Below are 7230 nucleotides of genomic sequence, written 5' to 3'. Positions count from 1 at the left end.
ATTCTTTGAGAGCACGATACTATCGAAATAGATATACGCCTGTGCGCCCATCAGGTTCTGGAGTGTGATACCCTTAACCTGGATTTTCTTTACCAGTCGTTGGCAATAGGCATCGTAGGCATCCAGCGCATAGATGCAGTTGTGCGATGTCTTGTGTGTAGCCGAATAGTTCAGCACAAACAGCGGTTTGAAGTTCTTCAGCGCTCGCTGTGTGGCAGCACCTTCCATTTTTTGTGGCTCGTCCATAATGATAATAGGACGGTTGGCAGATATCACATCAATAGGTCGGCGACTCTGGAAATCGTCGCGCTTGGTGTACATAATCAGACTGACCTTATTCTTCGCATCCTCCTTGAAGTCGCGTGCAAAGGCCTGGGTATTGATAATCATCACGTTGATAGCAGCATCGCTACTGAATGAATCTATCTGCGTCAGGTTCGAGCTGTTATAGATAAAAAAGCGAGCCTTCTTGTTGTATTGTTCCATGAAGTGCTCTTCCAGCATCGTGAAGCTCTTATATACGCCCTCACGAATAGCAATGCTGGGCACCACGACGATAAACTTCGACCAGCCATAACGCTTGTTCATTTCGAACATCGTCTTGATATAAACGTAGGTTTTACCCGTACCAGTCTCCATCTCTATATCAAGCGAACAGGCGCCAAGACCTTCAGGCTTACTTAGCTGTTTGCTCTGTGGGATGTTGCCATCCACTTGCAGCTGTTTGATGTTGTCAAGCAGTTGCTTGTCACTCAGTTCCACATCCGCATTTCGCCATCCCACATATTCCTCCTCATACACAATTCGCCCTTTGGTTTTACCCAAGTCACGACGATACTGCGCATTCGTTTTCGATGGCTGCCCAGCAAACACGTTTACCGTCTGCTCCACAGCCTCTGTCTGGTATTGTTGTATCTTAAACTTAAACTTCATGCTTTATTCTCTTTCTTTAACGATACTATCTTTTGTTCATCGGCTTCTGCTTTTGCAAGCAAATCATCTTTCTTTGCATGGTCTTGCTCTTCTTCTGCCAATTTACGGAAACATTGTGCACGATTCTCTAAAGCCTCTATGTAATTACCATCTAAAGATAAAGAATGGTTTAGGTCTTTCAACGCATCATCATATCTGTCCATTGCCATATATATTTGACCACGTGTATCATAGCAATAACAATCATTAGAAGCCTTTTCTATAGCTACATTCACATCACAAAGTGCTTTATCAAGTTCTCCTAATTCCAAATAAATATTAGCACGATTATTTAACGCCATAGCGTAATCAGGGTTTATATCTATTGCTTTATCGTAATCACACAATGCGCCTTTTTTATCCCCCAGTTCATCTTTTACAATTCCGCTATTGTAAAATATTTCTGCATCATAAGGTTTTATGGAAATTGCTTTATTTAAATCCACCAAGGCGCCTCCCAAATCACCGCCATTATCTTTTATAATTGCACGATTTAAATATAAGTCACCATCATCGCTTTTCAAAGCAATAGCTTTGTCTATATCAGCCAACGCACCAGTTTGGTCATGTATATCATATTTTCTAAGAGCCCGATTACAATATGCCTCATAATAATCAGGTTTAAGCTCAACAGCTTGATTATATAATTCAATAGCTTTCAACGGGTCTTTCTCATTAACAGCAGAAGTAAAAATCTGATTAGCCTTAGCTTCCTTTGCAGCCTTTTCAGCAGCAATTGTATCAGCATTAATCTTTTCCTCAATCTTGTTAATATGTGTTTTTATCACTTCTATATCTGTAACAGCCTGCTTTGCCTGTCTTGCCTGATCTGTTGCAATCATTGCTTGTTGTGTAGCAGCATTTGCTTGTTCTGAAACAGAATTAACTTGGGTCTGTATTTGCTCAAAAGCTTTTTTGGCATTATTTGCTTGACCTGTAGCTGCTAATGCCTGATTTTTAGCTTGTAGAACTTGATCCTTTAAATCTTCTTTCATCTCAGAGAATCTACTTTCCAAGCGTTTACTATTATCCTTATTTATAAAATATGGTGCAGCTATACCGAGGACGACACCTATCAATCCCATAATAATAGCTAATTTATTCAACCAACGATCTTGGGCGTAGTCTAGTTCTGCTACTTTGGTTCTCACATCCCCACGATATAATTCAATCTCTTTTTCCATCTTTTCAAGTTGCTTTTGCATCGCCTCGTTTTCTGCTTGCAACTTCAAAATGGTTTCTTGTTGATTAATGTTGACTTGTGCTGGAATGTTCTTAGGTTGTCCTTGCACTAAAACAGTTTTTGACGGTTGCCCCATAATACTCAGACATCCCACCAACATCATAATGACTAATGTATATTTTAGCTTCATATTAATAATATTACTCGTTAATTTAATTCTTTCTTTCAAATGAATCCCATAAAAAGTTTACCAGGGTTATACTACTGCCTATTGCCAATTTTGCATGGCGTTCTTGAAGCCCCTTATACGATGCACTTTTACCATGTCCACTCCCATACGCATTTCTAATAATTGCAATTTGAGATGCTATACCTTTTAAACTACCAAGTAATCCTTTTATTGCATTCGCCTCTTTTACTGTGTCAGGAATATACTTTGGAGTTATTTCTAATAATTTCATAGTTTCATCCACAAGGTTATTTAACTTCCAATCCTTATTTAAAGGTATTCCACTCTTTTCCAAGATGGTCTCGCAACAACTCTCAATAAGTTCTTTTGCTTTACCAATTGCTTCTGTTGGATTATCTTTTTGCATCTTATACATCAAATCAATTTCTGATGTAAGAAAGTCACTAGAGAACTTCTCTTTTAGATGCTCTGCATGCTCAATCAGAATAGTTGGTTCACTAGCAACTCTACTGAGAATCTCTTTACATTTTTTATAAAGGGAATTCCATTTATCGTTTCCATTAATTTCTTTTATATACTCTGGCTGCATTTCATAATGGTCCATGAGAGCATTAAACAATTTAATTACCTCCGCTTCAGTACCATCATCGACAAAACACTCAAGAGACTTTCCTTTAGAAAGCCCATATCTGGAACACAATCCAATATTAACAATTTTCTTTGTAAAGCTATCAAATTCCGGTGTGCTAAAGTTCAAAACATAGCCTCCACGGTTAAATAACTGCAAAAAACAAGTAATCTCATTTTCTTTTAATCTATAAAACCGTTTAGCTGTTAAATCCTTCCAACCATAAACATCTCTACCAGATATTTGACCTTTCGGATATAACTCGTAATCATCTTTTCGCAATAAGTCGTTTATTTTATTTAAGAAAGTCTTCCAATCTACTTTTTCATTTCTAACTTCTGGATGAAAAATTTCGCACATAAACAGCAAGAAATCCTCATCACTTCCATTCATTAATGGAAATCTTTCATCAACAAAAAGCCAATTGTTTGGATAGTCATCGGGATTTAACATTGTATGGGCACGAATATCTTCTTCAGCATTTTTATAGCGAGAGTCCAAAGAAGGAAGATCTTTCAATGAATACAACCTGTTTAGGAATTCTACCGTTGTCATTCTTCCCCAAAAGTTGAAATAATAGTGATTTGTCTCAATGAACATATCTATATCGATGCCAACAATAAGCACTTCAATGATATCCCTGCGAGTCAAATTTGTAATTCTATTCATACTAAAATTGGACTAAAGTTTTAAACCAATTAATGACTTATAGGATTCTGCGGATAGTGTCCTTACTATAGTGATTGAAAACCTGTTCGAAGTTATCGGCTACATTATCGTTGGCGAGACTCTTGTCGCGCATCACGAAGTAATATGGCTGCTGTTTGGCAATTTCGGTGATAGTGGTCTCGTTCACAGCCTCATCAAAGCAAGCCATCAAGTAGCCATCGCTCACGTTCCAAACCGTCTTGCCAGCTATCTGCGTTTGCTCGATTTTAGCGGACAGTTCAATGCCGAGATCAATCATCGTCTGGAACAGCAGGTCTTCCTCTGTACGGTCCGGCTTGATATTATCCTCAAACAGGTCTTTTTCGTTGAAATCAGCTGGAGTATAATACACATCCTGCATGTTCGAAGAATTAAGTTTCAGCACACGGAAGCCTGTATCGAGGTCTTGCGTAGTCAACGGGCTCTCTTCCTTGATTTTCTTACCGGCACGACGAATACGTTCTTTACCTATCTCACAAAGGGTTGGATAATTAGGATTGTCGGCTTTCTCTGGAATTTGAACCAATATGAATTTACGTTTTCCATCATCTTCATGGTTTTTATAGATTGTTGCGTGAGCTAAAGTTGCAGAACCAGAAAAGAAATCTAATACTATGTCATCTTTATTTGTAGAAATACTCAATAACCTGTTCATTAATCGTACAGGTTTTGGGGTATCAAAAGTATTCTCTCCATTAAACAATTTCATTAATTCCTTCTTTGCTTCATCCGTATGGCCAACTTCAGAATATGGCCAATAGTTAGTTGGCATTCTTCCATCAACACTATCCAAGTAGGTTTTTCTTGCTATGCCACCTTGTCCGTTTTTCGTAAAATAAAACTTTGGCCAACTACCCTTATTATATCGATTAATTGCAAATACTTTAGCTTCTTCTAGTGACTTTTTCAACATAATCGATTTCACTCCTTTTCTAACATCTGATTCTGAAACACCACAAATAATGGAGCGTTGATATTCATCATGAATGTCAACTAATTCATATTCTCCCCATTCTGCCATGATATTAAAGACATCTTCTTGTGCGAAACACCAACATCTCCCCTTGGCGGGATAAATAAGTCTACCGTTAAAAGGACTTTGAATAGCATAAACCATACCCTGGTGACTTATTGCTCCTGGAGCATTAGCATCAACACTTTTCCAGGAACAATAATCATTGTCTGGATTATCATAACGAGCATCCATTTCTGCAGTTCTTGGAAGTTTATTTGGTGTCCAATTAGGATTTTTACTATAACAAAGTAGATGCTCAACCTCTAATGGAACACCAGTAGAGTTATTACGAGGTGAATATGTTCTTTGCCAAGATATATTTGCTACAAAATTGATTTCACCAAATACTTCATTACAGACTTTACATAGATTATCACACTCATTGTCATCAATTGACATAAATATCACACCATCCTCACTCAACAAATCTTTAGCCACTTTCAGTCGAGGATAAATCATGTTAAGCCAATCAGTGTGGAAGCGGCCATTGCTTTCTGTATTTGTGACAAGCTGATGACCATCTTCATCATACTGTCCACTATTGTGAACATACTCCTGCTTGTCTTGATCAAAATTGTCGTTATACACAAAGTCATTACCCGTGTTGTATGGCGGGTCGATATATATCATTTTCACCTTGCCTAGATAGTTCTCACGCAGAAGCTTCAGCACTTGCAGGTTGTCACCCTCTATATAGAGGTTCTGCGTGTTGTCGAAATCTACGCTCTCTTCACGACAAGGGCAAAGGGTATCTGTGGCAGGTGCATTTGCCAGTCGGATGGCATTGCGCTTATCAGGCCAAGTGAACTGATAGCGTTCCTCAGGGCCTTCCACAATATTCTTCGACAGTTCCTGACGGAGCTGGTCAAAATCGATTGCCACCTGAGGGCGCCCTTTTTCGTCCTTCACTTCTGTCAAGCAGTTAGGGAACATTTCCCCTATTCGCTTGATATTCTCGTCCACCACATCAGTGGTTTGCATATTTAATTTTTCCATCTTTATTTTGTTATTTCAGTTTTTATTCTTAATTTTGCGGCATAATTCAAATTCAATTCATATGATACACTTCAAAAAATCCTTTGCCTCGTAATGTTTAACCGAGTGGCGCATCAAGAGCATGCGACCTCTCATAACATTACAAGCATTATGGGTAAAAGTAAAAAAAAGACACCAGCCTGCACTTGGTGCTGCTGCAAATCTCAGAAACGAGGCAAGCAAATAAGCCATCGTAAATTTCGTCGTAAAGAAGCTACTTATATCATTACAGGCAAATACGAGCTTCTTCCGATTCGCCAATGGGAAATTGTTGAACAGTGGGATTTGGGAGGTGACGGCAAACATTATTGTGGCCATTATCCTGATGAAGAATGGTATATCAAGTTGATGCGGAAATAAAGCGTTGACTATCATATCCCTGCTTCCTCCTTCAATTTTATAATCTGTTGATGTAACTCGTATTTCTTACGGGTTTGCTTTTCGGTGCGGGCTCGCTTTTCGAGGGCTTCAATCTGGCGAAGCAGTTTTTCTCGCTGTTCGCGATTGATAATCTGCTCTTCGATAGATTCTTCTGCCTGAGCATCCAAACCGCCAATAACAGCAACGATATTCTCCCATACTTCATCGAGCGACAAACCCGTCAGAGGTATCTCCGTTGATTCCGTATCACGCCAGTCAGACTGCTGCAAACGAGTATGAAACACGCACAACTGCGTTTGATTCTCAAATTGTAATGCATAAACAATCTGCTGAGGTATCAGCTTCTGGAGCAACAGAATATTCTTAACATCATATTCCTGATGTTTCAGAGTGACTTGCAGTACATAGAAGCCTTTTATCTCCTGACCTTCTGCCAAAGCAGGAACGGTGGCTGGAGAGATTCGAGCCACCAATGCCATCTTACTGATGTCGGCATCAAAACGCTCTCGCTCAACCGTTTTCAGGTTGAACTTCTCAAACACCGTCTTTTTGAAGAGCGGCTGATTGATAATTGTGGCTTGTGGCAATCCGTACATAGGCTACTTGATGACTAAGAAACAGATTAATTCAAAATCGTCGAGGCCCACATAATGTTCCTCAAACAGTTCACCTACAAAACCCTCCAAGAAACTATCTACATCTGATTCTTCCTTAACGGAAATAATCGAATTGATGGCCTTACTGAGCAAGTCGGAATACTTGCCCATACGCAAGCCATCACGCGTTTCTTTATTAAACTCATGGCAGAGTTCTACATCAGGTTTTGAAACCTGTTTGCAGATGAGTCGCATCTTATCTAACAGCTCTTTGGGATGCAGATGATCTACCTGTACCTCGCCATCGTCACAGATATAAACCATATAGAATGGATGCAACTGGTTCTTATGGTCGATGTTGACGCCTGCCGTGCGATTCTTCAGCACAAAGATGGTACCTGCAGGCGTTTGAGCGTTGCCTCGCACTACTGCATGCAGACCAAAAGGCGTATGCTCTACATCATGGTTGCTGTTCATATAGTCGAGCAAATCCATACGGAACTCATTCAGTCCCAAATCCAT

Annotated in this window: 6 protein-coding genes and 1 pseudogene; 1 reads left to right on the top strand and 6 read right to left on the bottom strand. The window is 39.4% G+C overall.

Going from position 1 to position 7230, the window contains the following annotated elements; translation table 11 throughout:
• From T499_RS0101145 to T499_RS0101130, 4 genes are all read right to left on the bottom strand, one after another.
• On the bottom strand, positions 1 to 933 hold a 933-nt coding region (locus T499_RS0101145), incomplete at its 3' end, for a DEAD/DEAH box helicase family protein (RefSeq protein ID WP_033149450.1).
• The gene (locus T499_RS13985) at positions 930 to 2345 is read right to left on the bottom strand and encodes a tetratricopeptide repeat protein (RefSeq protein ID WP_198021224.1); all 1416 of its coding nucleotides are present in this window, start codon (positions 2343 to 2345) and stop codon (positions 930 to 932) included. The genes T499_RS13985 and T499_RS0101145, both read right to left, overlap by 4 nt.
• 22 nt (positions 2346 to 2367) lie before the next feature.
• Entirely contained in the window at positions 2368 to 3642 is a 1275-nt protein-coding gene (locus T499_RS0101135) for an abortive infection family protein (RefSeq protein WP_198021223.1), read from the bottom strand.
• Between the two features lie 37 nt (positions 3643 to 3679).
• Positions 3680 to 5692, bottom strand: a complete 2013-nt coding sequence (locus T499_RS0101130; RefSeq protein WP_033149449.1) for a site-specific DNA-methyltransferase — start codon at positions 5690 to 5692, stop codon at positions 3680 to 3682.
• A gap of 150 nt (positions 5693 to 5842) precedes the next feature.
• On the opposite strand from T499_RS0101130, the gene T499_RS14375 reads away from it, so the two are divergent.
• Positions 5843 to 6091 (top strand): hypothetical protein, encoded by a 249-nt coding sequence (locus T499_RS14375; protein ID WP_084162843.1) that lies wholly within the window; start codon positions 5843 to 5845, stop codon positions 6089 to 6091.
• Between the two features lie 11 nt (positions 6092 to 6102).
• On the opposite strand, the gene T499_RS0101120 is transcribed toward T499_RS14375, so the two are convergent.
• Together T499_RS0101120 and T499_RS14785 are read right to left on the bottom strand one after the other, a co-directional pair.
• Entirely contained in the window at positions 6103 to 6708 is a 606-nt protein-coding gene (locus T499_RS0101120) for a DUF4391 domain-containing protein (protein ID WP_033149447.1), read from the bottom strand.
• Positions 6709 to 6711: 3 nt separating this feature from the next.
• Positions 6712 to 7230: pseudogene (locus tag T499_RS14785) on the bottom strand (ATP-dependent helicase); the annotation flags it as partial.

It is taken from the genome of Prevotella sp. RM4 (assembly GCF_000701965.1).
In the GTDB taxonomy this organism is placed as follows: domain Bacteria; phylum Bacteroidota; class Bacteroidia; order Bacteroidales; family Bacteroidaceae; genus Prevotella; species Prevotella ruminicola.
Note: the sequence above shows the minus strand (reverse complement) of the source record. Positions and strands in the feature narration are given on the sequence as shown.